Here is a 19,019-nt window from a genome sequence, read left to right as displayed (position 1 = left end):
GAAACCTGGATGGACGCGCTCATTTCCGCCCGGATGGAGGATGTCACGCGTTCCCCTCCCGAGAACGACTGTCGGATCGTCGCAGAACGGTGTTCGCCCTATCCCGGTTCGAGAACGGAGACGGGCGACGAACCGAAGGGGCACGGGTCGCGTTCAGTATCCTCGATGCACTACAACTGCGGGCCTCGCACACCGCCCCCCTCGAGAGACGGCGCGAGTCATAGACGAGTGAAGCTCCGAACCGGACCTCGACGTCGCTCGCGGGTCCCGAGAGCCTCGCGACGGACGGAAGTCATCGCCGAGGGCGAGTACGGAATCGACGGCGAGGAGAACGTCCACGGCCTCCGGCGCACCGCCGCGCCTGTGAAAAGCGAAGACGTAATCTCGTCACGGTCGGAACGTCAGTCCCTTCAAGCCGCAGTCCTCCGGAATGGAGCGCCCACGGGGGCGGTCGACGGCGTGATTCGAGAGGCGCAGCTAGTCGGTGTCTCCAGTCGCCCACGACTGAGTGCTGTCGCCGATGACGCGTTCGATATCGTCGTCGAGTCGGTCGTAGAGCTCCTCGGCCCGGCGTTCGTCCGCCGGCGAGAGTGGCTGGATGGGTTCGCGAACCCCGCCGCCGTGGAGGCCGGCGAGATCGAGTCCCTTCTTCACCGCGGAGACGCTGATCGCTCCCGCGATGGAGTTCCCCTGTCCCGTCTCCTCTCGGAAGTTCTGATATGGGATACAGACGTTTCGAATGCGACGTGCACGCTCCCAGTCCTCCGCCGTGAGCGCGTCGAACAGTTCGAGGCCGACCTCGGGGCGGAAGTTGCTGACGCCGGCGGAGAATCCCTCTATTCCCTCGTTCCAGAACGGCACCGCGAACGGCTCGGCGAGGCCATCCACCCAGACGACGTCGTCGGCCCCCGCGGGAACTGCCGCGCCGAGTTTCACCGCGTCCTCCAGCGCGTACTTGATGCCGACGACGCCGTCGACGCGCGTCAGATCCTGAAGGTAGCCGACCGACGGGTCGAACCCCTTGACGTACGGGACGAGCGGCGTTTCGGTGGCGGAATCCAGCTTCTCGTAGTAGCGGATGAGTCCCTGCTCGTGGACGTACGAGTGGTCCGGCGGCATCACCATCATCGCGTCGACGCCGACCCGGTCGTACGCCCTGATGAGTTCCTGCGCCGCCGACGTACTCCCCCCGACCCCCGCGAGAACGCAGGCGTCGGATGGGAGAGCGTCGACGCTCGATTCGGTCACCGCGACCCGTTCGTCGCGGGAGAGGGAGTGGTACTCGCTGATGTTCGCGGCCGCGAGGAACGTCCGAATGCCCGCGCTGTAGAGCGTCTCCGCGTTCTCCTTCAGTTTCGAATGGTCAACCTCTGTATCGGCGTCGAACGGTGTGAGGAGACCAGCGGCGACGCCACGCAGGTGCTGACGCACGCCGTCCTCGGAAAGTGGCATAGAAGTGAATCCCAGCCCGTCGTCATAATACCTTCGTCCACCTGTGGGAAATCTAGAAGAACGGGACGGTGAGGCCAGGACGGAACGGGCGAACCTCGGGAATCGAGGGCGAACACGGCGAGACCGGCACCGAGACGAGACCGATCCCACGGACGCTTCCGGACGAACGGAGCCACGGGAACGGGCGAGATGGAAGATGGAGGGCGTCAGCGCCGTCCCGAGTCCCACGTTCGGCCGGATAGGGGGCGAAGGTGTCCGAGAACAACAGCTATTTTCGGACCGCTTTCGTCACCGGACACCGTATGTACCGACTCGCGGAGCGAGACCACCGTCCGGCCGCCGACCGAGCTCGGAGCCTGAAGATCGGGTACGTCGGTGGCGGGAGCCAGGGGTGGGCTCACACGCTCATCAACGACCTGGCGCAGTGTGAGGACCTCACGGGGGAGGTGGCGCTGTACGACGTGAACCACGGACTGGCGGCGAGAAACGCCGAACTCGGGAACCAGGTCATGGGGCGCGAGGAAGCCGTCGGCGACTGGACGTTCCAAGCTCACCGCGAGATGGACGCGGCGCTCGACGACGCCGACTTCGTGATCTGCTCGACGCAGGACCCACCCGCGGACACGTTCGTCAACGACATCGACATCCCGAAGGAGTACGGGGTGTACCAGCCGGTTGCGGACACCGTCGGACCCGGCGGGACCATGCGCGGGCTGCGAGCGATTCCGCAGTACCGCGAGATCGCGGCGACCGTCCGCGAACGCTGCCCGGACGCGTGGGTGATCAACTACACCAACCCCATGACCGTCTGCACGCGGACGCTGTACGAGGAGTACCCCGATATCAACGCGATCGGCCTCTGTCACGAGGTGTTCCAGACCCAGGAGCTGTTCGCGGAGCTGGCCGAGACGTACGTCGACGCCGCCGAGGACGTCGATCGCGGGGACGTGGAGGTCACTGTCAAGGGGATCAATCACTTCACGGCGGTCGACGAGGCGTACTGGCGCGGTCACGACCTCTTCGCGTATCTCGACGCGGAACTGGAGAATCGAACGCCGCTTCCGGGGTACGAACCGGGCGACATGGAGGGGGAGTCCTACTGGGTGAACAACTTCCAGATCGCCTTCGACCTCTACGACCGCTTCGGCGTGTTCGGCGCCGCGGGGGACCGTCACCTCGCCGAGTTCGTCCCGTGGTACCTCGCGATCGACGACCCCGAGGAGATCCAGCGCTGGGGGATCCGCCTCACGCCGAGTTCCGCCCGCGTGGACGACGCCGACGGGCCCGACGAGATGGCACAGTACCTCGACGGCGAGGAGACGTTCGAGTTCAGCGAGTCCGGCGAGGAGGCGGTCGATATCATGCGTGCGCTCCTCGGCGAGGGACAGTTCGTTACCCACCTCAACTATCCCAACGAGGGACAGATCGCCGGACTCCCGACGGGCGCGGTCGTCGAGACGAACGCCCTGCTCACCGGGGGAGGCGTCACCCCGCTGTGTGCCGGCGAACTGCCGGACGAGTTCCGGAGCATGGTCGAGCGCCACGTCACCAACCAGGAGACGCTGATCGAGGCCGGGTTCACCGGGGACCTCGACCTCGCGTTCCAGGCGTTCCTCAACGAACCGCTCGTCACGCTAGGGCGGGAGGAGGCTCGGGACCTGTTCGCCGACCTCGTCGCGGCCGAACGCGACTATCTCGACGGGTACGACCTCGACGCGTCCGTCCTCCGGGACTGAGACGCGGCGACGTCGCGGGAAGCCGAGGGGAACCCGAACTGCCTCCGACCCCGAAACGGCTGACTGACTTCACTCCCGGACGTCGGACCCGTGCATTGACTCTTCCCGTGCGCTGTTCGGCGGGCGCGTCTCCCCGCCGTCCGGTTCGCCACTCTCTCCCGACGGAGTGTTCGCCTCGAGGCGAGGTCCTACCGCGTACCGATAGTAGGCCGTCCAGGCCGCCGTAGCGATGCCTACCAACAGGAGGAGAGGCGGCGACCAGTCCATCCCGAACCGGTCACCAATCAACATCCCCGACAGCAGCACCGCCAGCACGAACACGTACACCGTCACGTCGGTTTTTCTGAACGACATGCGGAAGCGGATGCAGTCTACCGGAATAAAGGCTCAGGTGGACCGAGCCATCGCGCTTTTGCTCAGGCGTCCACGACCCAGCCGACGGCGTTGCGGAGGAGCTTCCGGTACTCGTCGTGGGCGAACGCCTCCTCGGTGTGCCCGAGCGACGCGTAGCAGACCCGGCTGTCGCCGTACGGTCGCGTCCAGACGACCGGGTATGCGGGGAGGTCGGGATGGTCCATTCGGGCGAGAACGCACACGTCGTCGTCCACCTCCACTTCGTACGGTTCGTCGAACACATCGAAGCTATCGACGCCCTCGGTTACGGGATGCGCGTCGACGATCTCGACGCCGAACGTCGACTGCTGGGGGTGATCGAGGAAGTGCCCCCCGACCAGTTCGCGGAGCTCCGGAACCGGCTCCCGACGGTGGTCGAGTCCCCCATCGCCGTCGCCGACGCTCGTGAGGTCGGCCGCACAGTGGATTCCGAGGTAGCCGCCGCCGCGGGCGACGAAGTCGGTGAGACCCGCTCGCTGCGGCCCGGTGAGCGTGCTGTCGGTGAGGTAGTCGACGACGAGGTCGTACCCCGAGAGGGAGACGAGGTCGTCCCGCTCCGTGGAGCGAGTCACGTCGGCGGCGTCGCCGAGCGCCGCCTCCACGTGGGGGCCCATGTTATCCAGGTCGTGGAACGGGAATCGGGTTTCGCCCACGACGAGTGCGGAGGGTGGTGTCACGGTTCGAGCGTGGCAGAACGGGCGCAAGAACGTTTCGGTCAATCGGGTGAGACCGGGTCACGGGTTGGGTATCGGTTCGGCCAACTGATGGAGCCGCCAGTAGCCTCACCAGCGACACGAGGGTCGGATCTCGATTCGGAGGACCGATCTCGAACAGCCCTCGCGGGTTCGAGGGTGAACGACGGTCGGTAGCCATTTGTGAGTGGGATGAGCACCGTCAGTCGGAGCTCACATGGAAGACCGACGGTTCGGACACGATCGCGCCGAGTGGACGGAGCACGTGCTTCGGGCGAGCGACCTCCCGTTCGCCTACGGCGGGGAGACCGGGTCGGCGTTTCCCGTCTGGCAGGAGACCCTCCGCGAGGAGCTCCGATCCGTCCTCGGGTTCCCGGTGATACGCGAGGGCGGGGTTCCCGACCTCGACCCCCGCTGCCACGGGACGGAGGCGGCGGCGGACCACGAGCGACAGATGTGGAGCGTCCGGACGGAACGGGAGTTTCGCGTCCCGTTCTACCTGTTACTCCCGAACGAGCCGGAGCCACCGTACCCGGTCGTCCTCACCGTCCACGGCCACGCCGAGAGCGGCAAGGAGCTCTCGGTCGGGGAGGTGGAGAGCGATGCGGATCGCGAGCGGATCGCCGACGAGCGACGGGATATCGCCCGGCAGGCCGTCGAGTGCGGGTACGCAGCGGTCGCACCGGACATGCGCGCGTTCGGCGAACTCGCGGCGCCGGAGACGGCCAGCGGAGACCGCCAGTGTACGAGCTTGCAGAAGCACGCCCAACTGGTCGGGCGAACGCTCGTCGGGGAGCGAGTGTGGGATACGCTACGGCTGATCGAGTTCGTCCAGCGACGCGCGGCGCTCGACGTCGACCGGTTGGCGATCACGGGTCACTCCGGCGGCGGGGTGGTGACCCTGTTCGCTGCCGCGCTCGACGACCGGCTCTCCCCCGTCGCCCCGTGCGCGTCCGTCTGTCCCTTCGAGGACTCGCTCGTCCCCATCGACCACTGCGTCTGTAACTACGTCCCCGGCATCCGCCGACTGGGGGAGGTGTGGGACTTCGCCGGCCTGATCGCGCCGCGGCCGCTTCTCGTCGCCGCCGGCGAGCACGACCCGATCTTCCCCATCGAGGGGACCAGACGGGCCTTCGATCGACTCCGTGACGTGTACCGTGGGTCCGGAGCCCACGACGCGTGCGAACTGTACGTCGGCGACGGCGGACACCGGTACTACGAGGCGGGTGTCTGGCCGTTCATCCGGGACCACCTCTGAGTCGACGGGGGCGTCCGACTGCCAGGAGGACGACGAGACGGTACTCCGGGCCGGGATCCTCGAGTCGGGCGCGGTGGACGTCGTCCAGCCCGACGTCTCGAGCGTGTGCAGGCGGTGAACGCCGTCTTTCCTATCGCCTCCGATGCTTCCGCACCCGAGAGTCAGTCCTCGAGCGACTCGGCGGGCTCAACTTCCCCCCAGTTCACCGTCGCCCCCTCGTTCGGGGCGGCCCACTCGACCGCGTTGCGGATCACCTGCTTGACCTCCGCCTGGTGGAGGATGGGGTACTCCTCGTGTCCGGGGCGGAACGCGAAGATCCGGCCGCGCCCGCGGCGGTAACAGAGCCCCGAGCGGAACACCTCACCGCCCTCGAACCATGAGATGAACACCGTGCGATCCGGCTCGGGGACGTCGTACGGCTCGCCGTACGTCTCGGTCGCCGGGATCTCGAAGGACTCCCCCAGCCCGTCCGCGATGGGGTGGCCGGGGTCGGCGACCCACACGCGCTCGCGCTCGCCACCGTGGCGGTACTTGATGTCGCAGGTCGTCCCCATCAGGCGTTTGAACGGCTTGGAGTTCTTCCCGGAGTGGAGCGGAACGAACCCCATCCCACCGTGGACGCGGTCGACGACGCGCGTGGCTACCTCGTCGCTCACCTCGTCGTTCGCGCAGTGGGACCACCAGACGAGCACGTCCGTCTCGGCGAGCACCTCCTCGGTGAGGCCGTGCTCGGGCTCTCCCAGCGTGGCCGTCCAAACGTCGTGGCCCTCGTCCGCGAGCGGCGCCGCGACGGCGCCGTGGATGCCGTTCGGGTACCGCTCCGCGACGGCCGGCTCCTCCCGCTCGTGGACGTTCTCGTTCCACACTGTCACGCGAAGCGTCACGCTCTCACGCTCCGCTCGTCGGGGGACCCCCGTCCTCCGCGAGCTCCGTGTGGATGCAAACGGGTTCCCGTTTCGTCTCCCGAGAGGAGCGCGAACTCGCCGGCGGAGGCGTCGGTGACCACTCCGCTGACGCAGCCCTTGCAGGCGAGATGGCCCACCCTCACGGGTCCGCCCGTGCGGTGCTCCGTCCGCCCCCGGAACTCGGCTTTCAGCATGATATGGGTAGGACTCTCGGCCGGCCGGCAAAAACGTTCGGTCCGACAGCCATCCCCGTCCGTGGGACGGTCACGGACTGTGACGCATGAACTCGATAGTTCGGGGGTTTTACCGCCACGTGTTCCCCACCGGGGAACAGATAGATTACAGTCGTACTCTTGTAATTCGAGGCTCCGATGGCCACCAGGCGGACCTAGTTCGAGGTCGCTCGGCAGCGTCCGTGGCGTCGTTCCCCTCCACATCCGAAACGGCGATCCCCGCCGTCGTCAGCGGAATCGGCGTGAAACGACCCGCCGATTCGTTCGCGAGGTGGGAACGGACGGCCGGGGCGTTCCGACGGTCCAGGGGGTGACGTCCGTCCCCCGACGGTCGTTAGGGCTCACCCGTTCGTAGTTCTCTCCGGGGCCGTTCACCCGAGGCGCCCGACGCCCGTTCCCCTCATGGGAACAGGTTTATGTGGTATGGGGTGTGCTACACTGGTATGACAGAGCAAGCGGGACCCGCGTCGGGCCGAACGATCCGGTCGGTGAAGATCGCCTTCAACATCATCGACGTCCTCCAGGAGCGGGACGACATCGGGGTGACCGAACTCGCGAGCGAGCTGGGACACTCGAAGAGCACGATCCACAGCCACCTCCGGACGCTAGAGGAGCGGGAGATCCTGGTCCGCGAGGGGGACAGCTATCGACTGAGCCTCCGCATCCTCGACATGGCGACGCACGTCCGCGAACAGGTCGGTAACCATGACGTCATCCAGGACGAAGTCGAGTCGCTGGCGGAGGAGACCGGCGAGATCGCCCAGTTCGGGATCGAGGAACACGGTCGCATCTCCTACCTCTGCAAGGCGACGGGCGACCGGGCGGTCGAGACGGCCTCCAGGATCGGAACCCAGCAGCCGATCCACTCCACCTCGCTGGGGAAGACGATTCTCGCGTTCCTCCCGGCGGAGCGCCGCGAGGAGATCGTCGAGTCGACCGAGCTGACGAGGATGACGCCCAAGACGATCACGACGCGCGAGGAGCTCTACGAGGAACTCGAGGTGACGGCCGAGCGCGGGTACGGGATCGACGACGAGGAGAACATCGAGGGGCTCCGGTGCGTCTCCGCCCCCGTCAAGAACGGCGAGAAGGTGCTGGGGGCGATTAGCGTGTCCGGGCCGTCGAGCCGGTTCACGAACGACCGCTTCCACGACGTGCTCTCCGACTACGTCCGCCGGGCGGCGAACGTCATCGAGCTCAACACGAAGTTCTCCTGAGCGCGGCCGGGTTCGGCGTCGTCAGTCCTACTCGCGGGAGCCGGAACGGTTTAGACGCCCGTGTCCGCATCCACCACCATGCAGATCTCCACCGTCCGAGGATACGCGCTCTCGTCGCCGATCGACCCGCCGCAGGAACGCCGCTTCTTCGGCGGGACGCGCCGCCTCCGGAAGCGTGACGTCGTCCTCGTCGTCGTCGAGACGCGGGACGGCGAGCGGGGTGTCGCCACCGCTGGCGCGAGCAGCTCCGCCATGCGGGAGTACTTCGAGGGCGACTCGCAGGGGACGTTCGCCGACCTCGTCGATGGCACCGTCGCCGACGCGCTGGAGGGTGAGACGCTGGACGAGCCCGCGGACGCGCACGACCTGCTCGCGGGGGCCGGGCCGACGGGCCACCTCCTGACGGAGGCGTGCTCGGCCGTCGACGTCGCCCTCCACGACATCCGGGGGAAGCGGCTCGGCGCGCCAATCTACGAGCTCCTCGCGGACGAGTACGGGACTACCCCGACCACCGAGCTCCCGCTGTACGCCAGCGCCGGGATGTACATGGAGCCGACGGGCTACGCCGACCAGGCGGCGGTCCTGGAGGAACTGGGGTTCATGGGGTACAAGTACCGGCCCGGCATCGGCCCCGACGGCGACCGCCGGACGGTCGACCTGCTCGTCAAGGCGGTCGACGACATGGAGCTCATGCTCGACGTCCACACGTGGTGGAAGCTCCGCGACGCCTACGGGGACGAGACAGTCGCTCGACTGGTCGAGTACGCGACCGAGGCCGGCGCCTACTGGATCGAGGAGCCCGTCGAACCCGACGACCACGACGGGTACGTCGCCCTCGCGGAGACGGGCGCCCCGCTCGCCGGCGGGGAGAGCGAGGAGTCGGCGGCCGGGCTCGTCGAACTCGGCCGAACCGGCGCAGTGGACTTCCTCCAGGGTGACGTGCGCCATCACGAGGGGTACACCGGGTGCCGGGAGGCGGTCGATTTCTGTCATGGGCGCGACGTCGAGTTCGTCCCGCACAACTTCGGGACGTGGCTCGGCCTCGTCGCGAACGCGCACCTCGTCGCCGCGGCCCCCGAAGTCCGGCTGCTCGAGTACCCCGTCTTCGAGGGCGATCCGGCCCTGGACGCCGACGAGGACCCGGGGATGTACCAGTTCGACCTCGCGTTCGACATCATCGGGGAGCGGCTAGAGATCGCCGACGGCATGCTGGCCGTGCCCGACGGTCCCGGACTCGGCGTCACGGTCGACCTCGACGTCCTCGAGGAGTACCCGTTCGTCGAGGGCCCGTGGACGGAGTTCGAGTACGACGAATCCGCGTGAGGCGAGACGGAGGAGTTCCGGTCGCCTCACGGGCGGTTCGGACGGAGGAATATCGGAGGGTGCCGCTTCGCGGTGAACGAGTTCGACCGGTCAGATCACTTCGAGGGGCGACTCCGCCTCGATGCGGTCGTAGTGCTCCTCCGCCCGCGATCGGTCCCGCTCCGAGAGGTCGACGAGGGGGCTCCGCACCGGGCCGCCGTGGTACCCCGCCAGGTCCATCCCGTACTTCACCGCCGGGACGTTGTTCGCGGCCGGGAGCGTGTTGCCCTCGCCGACGTCCTCCCTGAGGTCCTCGTACGGCCGCAGGACGCGCTGGATGCGCCGGGCGCGCTCCCACTCCTCCGCCTCGACCGCGTCGAATAGCGACAGCGTCGCCTCCGGGACGAAGTTCCCGATGCCGGTCGTGAACCCGCTCGCCCCCTCGATCGCGAACGAGAGCGCGTACCGCTCCGCGATCCCGTTCACCCAGGTCACCTCGCCCGAGGAGTCGGCCACCGTCTGGGCGAACTCCTTGATGTCGTTGACGGCGAACTTCACGGCGACGACCTCTTCGCGTTCGGACAGCTCCAGGAGGGTGTCGCGCGTCACCTCGGGGCCACGCTTGTAGATGACGACGCCGAGGTCGGTCGCGTCGCACACGGCGTGGTAGTACTCCTTCAGGCCGTCCTCGTGCGCGTACGTGTGGTCGGGGTGCATCACCATCATCGCGTCCGCGCCCGCCTCCTCGTAGGCCGACGCGAGGCGTTCGATCTCCGCCACGCTCCCCGCGGCGCCGGCGGTCACCGTCGCCTCGTCGCCGGTCGCCGCCACGTGGGTCTCGACGATCTCGGCCCGCTCCTCGTCCGTGAGCGAGTAGTACTCGCCCGTGTTCCCGCAGGGGACGAACTGGCGTGCTCCGGCATCGTACAGTCCCGAAAGGTTCTCAGCCAGCGCGTCGTGGAGGACCTCCCCGTCCGCCTCGCCGAACGGCGTGGCTGTGGTGAACGCGACGTCCCGATAGCTATCTCTGAGGTCGGCTCTTGCCATGGAGTGACTCACAGTAAACCGGAAATTCAAATAAAGCTACCGCCCCCCCGTACACAGCTCCGGTGTCCGCCCCGGCTCGGATGTCGGGGCAAGGAGCCCTGCGTCGAGGTCGGAATCAGCCGTCCAGCCGGTCGACACAAGCTATAATGCGCCCGGCCGACTGCTCGGTTCATGGAGATAACGGATCTGGAGGTGATTCCGCTCTCGTGGTCGCTCCCGGAGGGCGAGGGGATGGGCGATTCGCGCGGCTTCGGCCGGACGCGCGCGACCTCGCTCGTCCGACTGGAGACCGACGACGGGACGGTCGGCTGGGGGGAGGCGTTCGCCCCGGGGAGCGTCGTCGAGGCGACCGTCGACGAACTGTTCCGCGACCGGGTGCTCGGGATGGACCCGTTCGACGTCGAGTCGCTGGCCGACCGATCCTACACCGATCCCTACCACTTCGGCGGGAGCGTCTTCGTCCAGAGCGCGCTCAGCGGCATCGACGTCGCCTGCTGGGACGTAATCGGCAAGACGGTCGGCCGGCCCGTCCACCGCCTCCTCGGCGGCGAGGAGTGCCACACCCTGACACCGTACGCGTCGACGATGTACTTCACCGCCGAGGAGCAGCCGATCGCGGAGCCGATCGAGCGGGCGGTCGCGGAGGGGTTCACCGCCGCGAAGATCAAGATCGGGAGCGGCTTCGAGGCGGACGTCGAGCGCGTCCGGACGGCGCGCAAACTCCTCGGCGAGGACGCCGCGCTCATGGTCGACATGAACGGCAACTACCGGCCGCGACAGGCGATCAAGACGGCGCGGGCGATCGAGGAGTACGACGTCGCGTGGATCGAGGAGCCGGTCCCCCCCGAGAACGAGTCGGGCTACCGCGAGGTGAAGAACCGGATCGACACGCCGATCGCCGCGGGGGAGGCCCACTACGGTCGCTTCGCGTTCAAACGGCTCGTCGACGACCGACTCGTCGACGTCGTCCAGCCGAACCTGGGGCGGTGTGGCGGCCTCTCGGAGGCGCGGCTCATCGCGGACATGGCGACGACGGAGAACGTCGCCGTCCGGCCCCACGTGTGGAACAGCGCCGTCGGCGTGGCCGCGGCGGTCCAGTTCGCCGCCAGCGTGTCGCCGTACCCCCACACCCGGAACGTGCCGGAGCCGATGATGCTGGAGTTCGACCGGAGCGAGAACCCGCTCCGGTCGGAGATCCTGGAGACGCCGTTCGACCCGACCGGCGGAACCCTCGACGTCCCACAGGAACCCGGACTCGGCATCTCGGTCGACGAGAGCGCCGTCGAGCGCTACCGGGACGACTGAACGGGACGTGGATCGTTCGTCCCACGCCGCCCGCCGCCGCGTTCCGGTCGGTCGCTTGGACCAGACCTTTTAATATCGAACCGCCTGCCCTACCCGTATGGACGTACTCGTAACAGGCGCGTACGGTCGCTGCGGGACGGCTATCATCGACCACCTGCACGACCGAGAGGGGTACGACTTCACCTACTACAACCGGTCGGACAGGCCGCCTGACCACCCGTACGGCGGCTACGACACCGTCGTCGGCGACATCGCCGACTACGAGACGCTCCGGGACGCGTTCGAGGGACGGGACGCCGTCATCCACCTCGCGGCCTACCCGCTCACCGACGGGGACTGGGGGGACGTCCTCGAACCGAACATCGTCGGCATGTACAACGCGCTGGAGGCCGCCCGGGAGGCCGAGGTCGAATCGTTCGTCTTCGGCTCCTCGAACCACGTCGTGGGGATGTACGAACTCGAGCACAGGCCGGAGATCTACTCGAGGGGGTTCGACCTCGTCCTCGACCACGAGGTTCCCGTCCGTCCCGACTCGTACTACGGCGCCTCGAAGAGCTTCGGGGAGGACCTCGGCCGCTACTACGTGGAGGAGTACGAGTACCCGAAACGGTTCTACGCGCTCCGCATCTGCACCGTCAACGACGAGGAGTACGACCACCCCTACGGCGACGCCGAACAGGGCGCCGACGAGGGGGAGTGGGAGCGCGGCAGCGCCGAGTACGAGGAGGCGGTCGCCCGGATGACGTCGACCTGGCAGTCACGGCGCGACTTCGCGCACATGATCGACCGCTGTCTCCGGGACGACACCGTCGAGTTCGACGTCTTCAACGGGGTGAGCGACAACCGGTCCCGGTGGTTCGACCTCGAACACGCGCGGGCGACGCTCGGGTACGACCCGCAGGACGACAGCGCGGAGTGGGACGGGCCGCCCGAGTAGCAGGCGGTGGGCAGTCCGAGGGGTACCTCGCGGCGCCGAGTTCGCCGCCGGACCCCAACCGATATATGGTGGCATTCCGTAACACGGTAGTAATGAGTTCAGTAGAACGGGCCAGCGGGCGCGAGGACCGGTCCTGGGGAGCGTCGACCGTGCTGGGAACCCTGAGGAACTCGGCCACCCTCTCGCTCGCGACGCTCGGCCTCGTCCTGGTCGTCATCGGACTCCTCATCAACACCGGCGTGTGGGCCGCGATCTTCGTCATCTGGGGGACGGCGCTCGTGCTGTTCGGGGTGACCACCTATTCTCTCATCCAGTGGCGGCGTCGCTGACCGTCACCGACGCCGGAGCTGTGAGATCCCGTGGTCGCCCGGCCGCCGTTCGAGTGAGAGCCCCTGGAACTTCCGAATCGTGAACTCACCGAGCACGTTCACCTCGTTCCCCTCCTCGAGGTGACCGCCGACCGTCCGGTCGCCGTCGAACGCCGTGACGTGCAGGTGGGGCTCCCCGTCGGCCACGACGCCGCCGACGTTCGTCACCTCCCACGAGCCGTCGAGTTCGAGGGTCACGTTCCGGTCTGCCTGCTCCTCCGGGAGGTCGGTCCGGTTCACGTAGTGGATCTTCAGGCCGCTGAACGTCCCGATGCCCGAGACGACGGCGCCGGTGTCGACGTCGTGGTCGGCGCAGGCGTCGGTGAGCGATTCGAGTACGAGGTCGCCGCGGTCGAGGCGGACGACGACGTGGCCGTCGTCTGATTCGAACGAGTCCATACCCATTCCGTCGGTGGCGTTCGGGTTAAGTTTTCACCCGCCGCGTCGCCGCGCGCCACGCGGGACGCCACGGACGGTTCCCAGGTCGCGTTCCGCGGGCATCGCGCCGACGGAACCCGCCCCGGTCAGTTCTCGACGCGGTTCGCCTCGACGAAGTCCCAGTCGAACGAGTAGCCGAGTCCCGGCTCCTGGGGAACGCGGACGGTGCCGTCCTCGCCGAGGGGGTCGACGGGGTCGGTCAGCCAGGGGGTCGCCTCGTCGTACTCGTACTTCGGGTGGAGCAGGCCGCGTTCGTAGTACTCGCCCGGGTTCGCCATCGCGCCGAGCAGGTGGAGATTCGGCGCGTTGCCGCCGTGGACCTCGCACGGCACGTTGAACGACTCGCAGAGGTGGACCGTCTTGATCGCGGGGGTGAGCCCGCCGACGTCGGCCACGCCGACCCGGCTGATGTCCGCGATGCCGCGCTTGATCCACTCGGCGCGGGTGTACATCTGCCCCTCCGCGGTCTCCGGGCCCACGACCGGGACGTCGACGTTCCGCGTGAGCCACTCGTAGGAGGACATCGAGTGCTCGTCCATCGGCTCCTCGAACCACCTGAAGTCGAGTTCCGCCAGCGCCCGCCCGATCCGCTTCGCCTCCGTTCGGCTGTAGAAGTGATGGGAATCGAGCATTAGTTCCACGTCCGGCCCGACTGCGTCCCGGACGGCCCGGCACGCCTCGACGACGCGGTCGGGGTCGGCGTCGTACGGCGGCATCCACGTGTGGAGCTTGATGGCCCCGTACCCCTCATCGAGCAGGTCGGTCGCGAACGCGGCGTACGCCTCCGGGGTGCCCAGCCCGTCGGGGTCGTCGTCGCCGACCATCGTGGAGCCGTAGGCGGGGACGTGCTCCCTGTGTCCCCCGAGCAGCCTGTACACCGGCACGTCGAAGTGCTTGCCGGCGACGTCCCACAGTGCGCAGTCGATGCGGGAGACGTTCGAGTCGCTGAACGTCCCCTTGTGGAGCCGCTGGGACCGATTGAGCCGCTGCCAGAGCCGCTCGCGTTCGAGGGGGTCCTCCCCCCGGAGGTACTCCGCCGCCAGTTCGTTCGCCCGTCTGTCGCCGCCGGTGCAGTAGCCGTCCGGGCCGCCGTCGACGACGACGCGGGTGATGCTCCCGACCGTCTCGTGCGGCGCTCCGGGGTGGGAGTGTCCCTTCCCATCGCGGACCCTGCCCGACCGGTACGTGAACCTGATCGTCTCGATATCGCTGATCTCCATCGTGCGCTAGCGACACACACGACGGTACACCACGTAACGTTTGGGTCGGCCGGCCGGACTACGATGGCCGACGGAGGAGGAAGGAGCGTCGCTCAGTCGTCGCCGACGATGGACTCGCTGTTCCAGTACTCGTGGTCGTCGACCGAGCGGAAGCAGGCGACCCTGTGGTCGTCCGCGTCCGACGCGCCGTACGACTCCGGTTCGGTCGTGCGACATACCTCCCGCGCCTCCGGACAGCGGGTGTGGTACCGGCACCCGCTCGGGGGGTTCGTCGGGTCCGGGATGTCGATCGTCCGGATGGGGGAGTCGTCGACCTCGCCCTCGGCCTCCTCGGCGGAGAGTTCTGGGGTCGCCCATCGGAGCGCCTGCGTGTACGGGTGCTGGGGGTTGTGGATGATCTGCTCGGGCGGGCCGATCTCGACGAGTTCGCCGAGGTAGACGACGCCGATGCGGCCGCCGGTCCGCTGCGCGATGTACCGGGCGTTCGAGAGGTCGTGGCTGATGAACAGGTACGACGTGTCGAACACGTCCTGGAGCTGGATCATCATGTCCATCATCTCGACCCGGAGGCTCACGTCCAGCGCAGAGACCGGCTCGTCCGCGAGGATGAGGTCCGGGTTCATCAGCATCGCGCGGATGAGCGCGACGCGCTGTTGTTCGCCGCCCGAGAGCTGGTGGGGGTAGCGCTCGAAGTAGTCCTCCGCGGGCGACATGCCGACGTGTTCGAGCAGGCTGAGGATGCGCTGCTTCCGGTCGTTCCCGTCGAGGTCGGCGTTCCAGCGCTTGAGTGGTTCCTGCAGGCTCGCCTTGATCCGTCGGTGGGGATTGAGCGAACTGCCGGGGTCCTGGTGGACGATCTGGAGCGAGCGCCGGATCTGCCCCCACGTCATGTCGTCGCTCCCCGATTCCCGCACGTCCCAGATGTCGTGGCCGCGGTACTCCACGCTCCCGCCGGTCGGTCGCTGGAGCCCCACGGCGGCCTTGCCGAGCGTCGTCTTCCCGCACCCGGACTCGCCGACGAGGACGACCACGTCGTTCTCGTAGACGTCCAGCGAGATGCCGTCGACCGCTTTGACCGTGTCGGGCGAGGAGAACACGTCGAGGAACCCCTTCGCCTGCTCGAAGTGGACCTCGAGGTCGGAGAGCGACACGACCGGTTGCTCGTTCGTGCCGCGGGCCACGGCGGTCGCCGTCCCGACGTCGTGGTCGGCGAACGCGTCCGACGAGGCGGCGTCGTCGGCCATCGGGATCGCCTCGGCGGACTCCTCCCAGTGGTGGCAGTGGACGTGGTGATCGTCGTCGACCGGGTACGCCGCGGGATCCTGCATCTCGCAGGTCTCGTCCGAGAGCGGGCAGCGCGGGTGGAACGAACAGCCCGACGGGACGTTCACCGGGTCGGGTGCGCTCCCCTCGACCGGCCGCATCTCCTCGATCGGCGACCCGAGGTTCGGCGTCGACTTCAATAGGAGCCGCGTGTACGGGTGTGCGGGGAACTCCAGGATCTCCCGCGTCGGCCCGAGTTCGGCGATCTCGAACGCGTACATCACCGCGATGCGGTCGACGAGGTCGGCGATGAGGGGCAGGTCGTGGGTGATGAAGACGATGGTCAGGTCGTACTGGTCCTTCAGGTCCTCGAGCAGCGCGATGATCGAGCGCTGCATCAGCAGGTCCAGCGCCGCCGTCGGCTCGTCCATCACGAGCACCTCCGGCTCGAGGATGAGGCTGAGCGCGATTAGCGCCCGCTGTTTCATCCCCCCGCTGAGCTCGTGCGGGTACGAGTTGAGCACCCGATCGGGGTCGAGATACAGGTCTCTGAGCAGCTGTTCGGCCCGCTCCATCCCTTCGTCGACGTTGTAGTCGTGCGCGCTCAGGGTCTCGACGAAGTGGGTGCTGATCTCGCGCACCGGGTTGAACGAGCTCATCGCGCCCTGGAACACCATCGAGACCTGCTCCCAGCGGAACTCCCTCAGCTCCGAGTCCGTAAGATCGAGCACGTCCACCGGCTCCCCGTCCTTCGGGCGGTACGTGAGCTCGCCCGTGAGCACGCCGGTGTCGACGACGGCGTCGAGCAGCCCGGACGCGAGCATCGACTTCCCGCTCCCGCTCTCCCCGACGACGCCGAGCACCTCGTTGCGCTGGATGTCGAGGTCGACGTCGTCGAGCACGCGCGAGTCGCCCCGCTCCATGTCGAACGTGACCGACGCGTTGCGCACCTGCATGATCGGATCCTCTACCTCCCGTTCGGTTCCGTACTCGGTCGTTGAAAGGGTCATTGTCTCAGAGTCCTCCGCCCATCACGTCCGGGTTGGTCGTACTCTCCTCCTCGGCATCGTCGCCCGCGTCGGACGTCGTCTTCTCGTGTCGCGCCCGAACTCGGGGGTTGAACACCCGGTCGAGCGACTGCCCCAGCAGGATCAGCCCGATGGAGATGAAGATGATCGCCACCATCGGCACCAGGAACCAGTGGAGCGCCTGCGGCCGGACGTGGGCCTGGCCCGTCTGTGCGAGGTTCAGAGTGGCCCCCCAGTTCAGGTCCTCGAACGGCAGGACGCCGAGGTAGTACAGCGCCGCCGCCTCGAAGATGACCCTGCGCGAGGCGTTCGTGAGGTTGATGACGACGAACGGCATCAGGTGCGGGACGATCTCCTTGAAGACGATCCTCCGGGTGGGGATCCCCATCGCCCGCGAGGCCTCGACGAACGACTCCTGGCGGAGCGTGAGCACCTGCGACCGGATCGCCCGTGCCAGCCCGCCCCACGCCGCGATGCACAGTATGATTCCGATCACGTACGGGTTGCCCCCGATGGGGAGCAGCAGGACGAGCACCATCACCAGCGGGAGCCCGGGGATGTTGATGCAGATGTCGGTGATCGAACTGAGCACCGTGTCCACCATCCCGCCCTTGTAGCCGGCGACCGCCCCCACGACCGTCCCCATGGTCACGGTGAACAGCGCCCCCGCCGTGATCATCTTCAGCATCTCCTGTGTCGCGTGGACCGTCTGTGCGAACAGGTCCCGACCCATGTCGTCGGTGCCGAGCGGGTACTCCCAGTGCTGGAACGGCTGGGCGAGCGCCGGCCCCTCGACCACCTCCGTCGGCGGGACGATCACCGTTCCGACGGTGCCCATCAGCACGTACGCTAGCACGATGGTGAACCCGATCCGGGCGCGCCAGTCGCGCCAGATGATGGAGATGGGGGCGTACACGTACGCGTCGAACAGCTTCCGGTACCGGTCGCGTCGAGTCTCCTCGTACTGGGAGACGACCTCGAACGGCGACCCGACGGCGCCGCCGTCGGCCATCGCGTCGCCGCCAGTTGTCGCGCCGTCGGCCCCGGCACCGTCTTCAGCCGAGCCGTCGGCGTCGCTTTCCTCCCTACCCTCCCAGTCGTCGAACGGCGATTCAGTACGTTTCACTGTGCTGACCTCCTGCGCGCGGGTCGACCAACCCGTACGTCATGTCCGCGAGTAGTAATGCGATCACGACCGCCACCGTGATGACCATGAACCCCCCCATCATCAGCGGGTAGTCCCGCTGGTTGAACGCCGAGAACAGGTAGTAGCCGAGCCCCTGGTACTGGAACACCTTCTCGAGGACGATGGAGCCGCCGAACATCTCGCCGATGCTGATGAGCAGCGTCGTGTACATCGGGAGCACGGCGTTGCGCGCGACGTACTGGGTCGAGATGGTCACGTCCGAGAGTCCACGGAGGTGGGCCACCCTGAGGTAGTCCGACCCGAGAACCCGGATGCTGTTGCCGCGCATCCCGAGCGAGGCGATCCCGGATGCGACCAGCATGGACATGACCGGAAGCGCCGCGTGGTGGACGATCCCCTTGATGTACGGCCAGTTGACGCCGGCGGGGACGCCGGTCGGCGCCCGGCCGCTGGTCGGGAACCAGCCGAACCGGTACGAGCAGAAGATCAACAGGAGGATCGCCATGACGTAGAACGGGATCGACCCCATGAGGATCGCCCACGAGGTCATCCCCACGTCGAGTTTGCCGCCCTCCCAGTACGCCATCAGCGCCCCGACGGAGATGCCGATGAAGAAGCTGATGAACAGCGACCAGCTCAACACGAACAGCGTCCACGGCATCGCCTGCGCGAGTATCTCGGCGACCGGCTGGGCGTAGTAGGTCGACACCCCCAGATCGCCCTGGAGCATGCTGCCCATGTACTCGACGTACGCGATCGGGATCGGTTTGGTCGGATCGACGCTCATCCGGAGCTCGACGAGCTGTCGCGCGCGGACCGGGTCGACCCCCTGGCTCTCCAGTTGGGCGACCATCGCCCCCATCGGGTTCCCCGGCATCATGCGGATCAGGGCGAACGAGAGCGTGAGGACCGCCCACACCGTGAACACCGATTGCGCTATCCGTCGTATGCGCCAGTCCAACGTTGCCATGGTACTGATAGACAAGCGTTTCGCGACCACCGTAATGAATTTTCCCATCCGCTCGAAAACGCCACGTCAGGTCGCCCACACTACCACTCGCGCACCGTGATTCGAACC

Annotated in this window: 17 protein-coding genes; 7 read left to right on the top strand and 10 right to left on the bottom strand. The window is 67.6% G+C overall.

The window, feature by feature from the left end:
- Positions 1–477: 477 nt before the first annotated feature.
- Positions 478–1,452: a dihydrodipicolinate synthase family protein gene (locus HUG10_RS15410; RefSeq protein ID WP_179170417.1), complete on the bottom strand. Its 975-nt coding sequence runs from the start codon at positions 1,450–1,452 to the stop codon at positions 478–480.
- A gap of 302 nt (positions 1,453–1,754) precedes the next feature.
- On the opposite strand from HUG10_RS15410, the gene HUG10_RS15405 reads away from it, so the two are divergent.
- Positions 1,755–3,188, top strand: a complete 1,434-nt coding sequence (locus tag HUG10_RS15405; protein ID WP_179170416.1) for a family 4 glycosyl hydrolase — start codon at positions 1,755–1,757, stop codon at positions 3,186–3,188.
- A gap of 69 nt (positions 3,189–3,257) precedes the next feature.
- On the opposite strand, the gene HUG10_RS15400 is transcribed toward HUG10_RS15405, so the two are convergent.
- Both HUG10_RS15400 and HUG10_RS15395 read right to left on the bottom strand, forming a co-directional pair.
- Positions 3,258–3,542: a hypothetical protein gene (locus tag HUG10_RS15400; protein WP_246310156.1), complete on the bottom strand. Its 285-nt coding sequence runs from the start codon at positions 3,540–3,542 to the stop codon at positions 3,258–3,260.
- 62 nt (positions 3,543–3,604) lie between these two features.
- Positions 3,605–4,258, bottom strand: a complete 654-nt coding sequence (locus HUG10_RS15395; RefSeq protein ID WP_179170415.1) for a ThuA domain-containing protein — start codon at positions 4,256–4,258, stop codon at positions 3,605–3,607.
- Between the two features lie 232 nt (positions 4,259–4,490).
- On the opposite strand from HUG10_RS15395, the gene HUG10_RS15390 reads away from it, so the two are divergent.
- The gene (locus HUG10_RS15390) at positions 4,491–5,531 is read left to right on the top strand and encodes an alpha/beta hydrolase family protein (protein WP_179170414.1); all 1,041 of its coding nucleotides are present in this window, start codon (positions 4,491–4,493) and stop codon (positions 5,529–5,531) included.
- Positions 5,532–5,692: 161 nt separating this feature from the next.
- On the opposite strand, the gene HUG10_RS15385 is transcribed toward HUG10_RS15390, so the two are convergent.
- A complete protein-coding gene (locus HUG10_RS15385; RefSeq protein WP_179170413.1) occupies positions 5,693–6,415 on the bottom strand; it encodes a ThuA domain-containing protein in 723 nt (240 codons plus the stop codon).
- Positions 6,416–7,112: 697 nt separating this feature from the next.
- Here HUG10_RS15385 and HUG10_RS15380 point away from each other — a divergent pair.
- Both HUG10_RS15380 and HUG10_RS15375 read left to right on the top strand, forming a co-directional pair.
- The gene (locus HUG10_RS15380; RefSeq protein WP_179170412.1) at positions 7,113–7,886 is read left to right on the top strand and encodes an IclR family transcriptional regulator; all 774 of its coding nucleotides are present in this window, start codon (positions 7,113–7,115) and stop codon (positions 7,884–7,886) included.
- Between the two features lie 78 nt (positions 7,887–7,964).
- Entirely contained in the window at positions 7,965–9,209 is a 1,245-nt protein-coding gene (locus HUG10_RS15375) for a mandelate racemase/muconate lactonizing enzyme family protein (RefSeq protein WP_179170411.1), read from the top strand.
- A gap of 90 nt (positions 9,210–9,299) precedes the next feature.
- On the opposite strand, the gene HUG10_RS15370 is transcribed toward HUG10_RS15375, so the two are convergent.
- Positions 9,300–10,235 (bottom strand): dihydrodipicolinate synthase family protein, encoded by a 936-nt coding sequence (locus HUG10_RS15370; protein ID WP_179170410.1) that lies wholly within the window; start codon positions 10,233–10,235, stop codon positions 9,300–9,302.
- 171 nt (positions 10,236–10,406) lie between these two features.
- Between HUG10_RS15370 and HUG10_RS15365 the strand changes: the two genes are divergently transcribed.
- The 3 genes from HUG10_RS15365 to HUG10_RS15355 all read left to right on the top strand — a co-directional run bounded on the left by HUG10_RS15365 (position 10,407) and on the right by HUG10_RS15355 (position 12,806).
- Positions 10,407–11,540, top strand: coding sequence for a mandelate racemase/muconate lactonizing enzyme family protein (locus tag HUG10_RS15365; RefSeq protein ID WP_179170409.1), 1,134 nt, complete (start codon positions 10,407–10,409; stop codon positions 11,538–11,540).
- Between the two features lie 97 nt (positions 11,541–11,637).
- Entirely contained in the window at positions 11,638–12,477 is an 840-nt protein-coding gene (locus HUG10_RS15360) for an NAD-dependent epimerase/dehydratase family protein (protein WP_179170408.1), read from the top strand.
- Positions 12,478–12,569: 92 nt separating this feature from the next.
- Positions 12,570–12,806, top strand: coding sequence for a hypothetical protein (locus HUG10_RS15355; RefSeq protein WP_179170407.1), 237 nt, complete (start codon positions 12,570–12,572; stop codon positions 12,804–12,806).
- Between the two features lie 3 nt (positions 12,807–12,809).
- Here the strand turns inward: HUG10_RS15355 and HUG10_RS15350 are convergent, their stop codons facing one another.
- The 5 genes from HUG10_RS15350 to HUG10_RS15330 all read right to left on the bottom strand — a co-directional run bounded on the left by HUG10_RS15350 (position 12,810) and on the right by HUG10_RS15330 (position 18,911).
- Positions 12,810–13,244: a PPC domain-containing DNA-binding protein gene (locus tag HUG10_RS15350; RefSeq protein ID WP_179170406.1), complete on the bottom strand. Its 435-nt coding sequence runs from the start codon at positions 13,242–13,244 to the stop codon at positions 12,810–12,812.
- 125 nt (positions 13,245–13,369) lie between these two features.
- Complete coding sequence (locus HUG10_RS15345; RefSeq protein ID WP_179170405.1) at positions 13,370–14,503, bottom strand: enolase C-terminal domain-like protein; 1,134 nt, start codon at positions 14,501–14,503, stop codon at positions 13,370–13,372.
- Between the two features lie 92 nt (positions 14,504–14,595).
- Positions 14,596–16,776, bottom strand: coding sequence for an ABC transporter ATP-binding protein (locus tag HUG10_RS22205; protein WP_179170404.1), 2,181 nt, complete (start codon positions 16,774–16,776; stop codon positions 14,596–14,598).
- Positions 16,777–16,780: 4 nt separating this feature from the next.
- The gene (locus tag HUG10_RS15335) at positions 16,781–17,920 is read right to left on the bottom strand and encodes an ABC transporter permease (protein ID WP_218780607.1); all 1,140 of its coding nucleotides are present in this window, start codon (positions 17,918–17,920) and stop codon (positions 16,781–16,783) included.
- Entirely contained in the window at positions 17,907–18,911 is a 1,005-nt protein-coding gene (locus HUG10_RS15330) for an ABC transporter permease (protein ID WP_179170403.1), read from the bottom strand. Before HUG10_RS15330 ends, HUG10_RS15335 begins: the two co-directional genes overlap by 14 nt.
- Positions 18,912–19,019 lie beyond the last annotated feature (108 nt).

Origin of the sequence: Halorarum halophilum (assembly GCF_013401515.1) — an archaeon.
Classification (GTDB): domain Archaea; phylum Halobacteriota; class Halobacteria; order Halobacteriales; family Haloferacaceae; genus Halorarum; species Halorarum halophilum.
Note: the sequence above shows the minus strand (reverse complement) of the source record. Positions and strands in the feature narration are given on the sequence as shown.

What these genes read in the sequence shown, in the direction of transcription:
- HUG10_RS15405 (WP_179170416.1), top strand. Translation starts at nt 1,755, where the DNA reads ATGTACCGACTCGCGGAGCGAGACCACCGTCCGGCCGCCGACCGAGCT.
- HUG10_RS15380 (WP_179170412.1), top strand. Translation starts at nt 7,113, where the DNA reads ATGACAGAGCAAGCGGGACCCGCGTCGGGCCGAACGATCCGGTCGGTG.
- HUG10_RS15390 (WP_179170414.1), top strand. Translation starts at nt 4,491, where the DNA reads ATGGAAGACCGACGGTTCGGACACGATCGCGCCGAGTGGACGGAGCAC.
- HUG10_RS22205 (WP_179170404.1), bottom strand. Translation starts at nt 16,776, where the DNA reads ATGACCCTTTCAACGACCGAGTACGGAACCGAACGGGAGGTAGAGGAT.
- HUG10_RS15330 (WP_179170403.1), bottom strand. Translation starts at nt 18,911, where the DNA reads ATGGCAACGTTGGACTGGCGCATACGACGGATAGCGCAATCGGTGTTC.
- HUG10_RS15350 (WP_179170406.1), bottom strand. Translation starts at nt 13,244, where the DNA reads ATGGACTCGTTCGAATCAGACGACGGCCACGTCGTCGTCCGCCTCGAC.
- HUG10_RS15345 (WP_179170405.1), bottom strand. Translation starts at nt 14,503, where the DNA reads ATGGAGATCAGCGATATCGAGACGATCAGGTTCACGTACCGGTCGGGC.
- HUG10_RS15410 (WP_179170417.1), bottom strand. Translation starts at nt 1,452, where the DNA reads ATGCCACTTTCCGAGGACGGCGTGCGTCAGCACCTGCGTGGCGTCGCC.
- HUG10_RS15355 (WP_179170407.1), top strand. Translation starts at nt 12,570, where the DNA reads ATGAGTTCAGTAGAACGGGCCAGCGGGCGCGAGGACCGGTCCTGGGGA.
- HUG10_RS15360 (WP_179170408.1), top strand. Translation starts at nt 11,638, where the DNA reads ATGGACGTACTCGTAACAGGCGCGTACGGTCGCTGCGGGACGGCTATC.
- HUG10_RS15400 (WP_246310156.1), bottom strand. Translation starts at nt 3,542, where the DNA reads ATGTCGTTCAGAAAAACCGACGTGACGGTGTACGTGTTCGTGCTGGCG.
- HUG10_RS15365 (WP_179170409.1), top strand. Translation starts at nt 10,407, where the DNA reads ATGGAGATAACGGATCTGGAGGTGATTCCGCTCTCGTGGTCGCTCCCG.
- HUG10_RS15370 (WP_179170410.1), bottom strand. Translation starts at nt 10,235, where the DNA reads ATGGCAAGAGCCGACCTCAGAGATAGCTATCGGGACGTCGCGTTCACC.
- HUG10_RS15375 (WP_179170411.1), top strand. Translation starts at nt 7,965, where the DNA reads ATGCAGATCTCCACCGTCCGAGGATACGCGCTCTCGTCGCCGATCGAC.